At 75.9% G+C, this 2,332-nt stretch carries 2 protein-coding genes; both read left to right on the forward strand.

The window, feature by feature from the left end:
• Positions 1-1,218, forward strand: a 1,218-nt coding sequence (locus tag MHY85_RS20820; protein ID WP_255733813.1) for an MFS transporter, incomplete at its 5' end; no start/stop codon positions are given.
• Positions 1,215-2,309 carry a UDP-N-acetylmuramate dehydrogenase gene (locus MHY85_RS20825; protein WP_239200342.1) on the forward strand — a complete coding sequence of 365 codons (1,095 nt, stop codon included), beginning with the start codon at positions 1,215-1,217 and terminating at the stop codon, positions 2,307-2,309. The genes MHY85_RS20820 and MHY85_RS20825, both read left to right, overlap by 4 nt.
• Positions 2,310-2,332 lie beyond the last annotated feature (23 nt).

Here is a 2,332-nt window from a genome sequence, read left to right on the forward strand (position 1 = left end):
GCCGCCCCCCGCGCCGTCCGCACCGCCTCGGTGGCGGTGTTCGTGGTGTTCGCCCTGTCCGGGTTCAACTTCTCGAGCTGGGCGGCCCGGCTGCCGGCGATCCGCGATGCGCTGGGCCTGTCCGAGGCCCAGATGGGCCTGCTGCTGCTCGTCGGCTCGTGCGGCTCGCTGGTGGCGCTGCCGCTGTCGGGGCTGGTGGTCACCCGGATCGGCGCGGTGAGGGCCGTGGCCGGGTTCGCGCTGCTCAACGCGGCGGGCCTGTCGATCGCGACGTTCGGCGCCGCGATGGGCGAGGTCGTCGTGACCGCCGCCGGCCTCGTGGTGTTCGGCGTCGGCACCGGCGTGTGGGACGCCGCGATGAACCTCGAGGGCGCGATGGTCGAGCAGAAGCTCGGGAAGACCGTCATGCCGCGGTACCACGCGGGCTTCTCCCTCGGCACGGTGGTGGCCGCCGGCATCGCCGCCGTGGTCGCCGCGGCGCACGTCCCGGTGCAGGTGCACGTGCCGGTCGCGGTCCTGCTGTCGTCGGTCGCGGTGCTCGTCGCCGTGCGGTCGTTCCTGCCCGCGGGCCGGCACGCGCCCGCCGCGGACGGGGAGCACGGCGCGCAGGCCCCGCGGTCGGTGTTCGCCGCCTGGCTGGAGCCGCGCACGCTGCTCATCGGCCTGGTCGTCCTCGCGGCGGCGCTCACGGAGGGCGCGGGCAACGACTGGCTGAGCCTCGCCGTGGTCGACGGCTTCGACCAGTCCGACGCGGTCGGCGCGATCTCGTTCGGCGTCTTCGTCACCGCGATGACCGTGATGCGGTTCCTCGGCACGGCGCTGCTCGACCGGTTCGGCCGGGTCGCCGTCCTGCGGCTGTGCGCGGGTCTCGCGCTGGTCGGCCTGCTGATCTTCGGCCTGGTGCCGGACGACCTGCTGTGGCTCGCGCTGCTCGGCGCGGTGCTGTGGGGCATGGGTGCGGCGCTCGGCTTCCCGGTCGGGATGAGCGCGGCGAGCGACGACCCGCTGCGCGCGGCCGCCCGCGTGTCCGTCGTGTCGACCATCGGCTACTCGGCGTTCCTCGCCGGCCCGCCGCTGCTCGGCCTGCTGGCGCACGAGGTCGGCTACCGGCACGCGCTGCTGGCGATCGCGGTGCCGATCGTCATCGGCCTGCTGGTGGTGAACGCCGCGGCACCGGCGCGGCGCGAGCCCGCGGAGCGGCCTACGCTCGTCCCGTGACCACCGACGTCCAGTCCGCGACCTTCAGCGAGCTCACCACCCTCGGGGTGGGCGGGCCCGCCGCCCGCCTCGTGGAGACGACCACCGAGGCCGAGCTGATCGACGCGGTGCGCACCGCGGACGCCGAGGGCGTCCCGCTGCTGGTGCTGGGCGGCGGCTCCAACCTGCTCGTCTCCGACGCGGGCTTCGACGGCCTCGTGGTCCGGGACGTCCGGCGTGACCTGACGACCCCCGACCACTCGGCGTGCGCCGGCGTCACCGTCACGGCCGCCGCGGGCACCCCGTGGGACGACGTCGTCGCGCACGCCGCCGCGCACCGGCTCAAGGGCATCGAGGCGCTGTCCGGCATCCCCGGCTCGACCGGCGCGACGCCGGTGCAGAACGTCGGCGCGTACGGCCAGGAGGTCTCCCAGACGATCGCCACGGTGCGGGTGTGGGACCGGCAGAGGAACCGGGTGCGGACGCTGCCGGTCGTCGACCTGCAGTTCGGCTACCGCACCTCGCTGCTCAAGCGGTCGATGCGCGCGCTGCCGGACGCCGCCGACCCGGGCGCACCCTGGTACCCCACGCCGCGGTACGTCGTCCTCGACGTGACGTTCCAGCTGCGCGTCGCCGACCTCTCCGAGCCGATCCGGTACGCCGAGCTCGCGCGCGCCCTCGGCATCGCGGTGGGGGAGCGGGCGCCCCTGCCGGAGGTGCGCGCGACGGTGCTCGCCCTGCGCGCGCGCAAGGGCATGGTGCTCGACCCCGCGGACCCGGACACCCGGTCGGCGGGGTCGTTCTTCACGAACCCGGTGCTGACCGAGGCGGACGCCGCGGCGCTCCCCGAGGGCGCGCCCCGGTTCCCGGCCGGCGAGGGCCTCGTGAAGACCAGCGCCGCGTGGCTGATCGAGCAGTCCGGGTTCGCGAAGGGCTACGGCCTGCCGGGCCCGGCGGCGCTGTCGACCAAGCACACCCTGGCGCTGACGAACCGCGGCGGCGCGAACGCCGGCGACCTGCTCGCCCTGGCCCGCACCGTCCGCGACGGCGTCGCCCACCGCTACGGCATCACCCTGGAGCCGGAGCCGGTCCTGGTGGGCGCCGACCTCTGACGCCGTCGCGGACGGTGCGGGCC

The organism is Cellulomonas sp. ACRRI (assembly GCF_022346185.1).
Classification (GTDB): Bacteria; Actinomycetota; Actinomycetes; order Actinomycetales; family Cellulomonadaceae; genus Cellulomonas.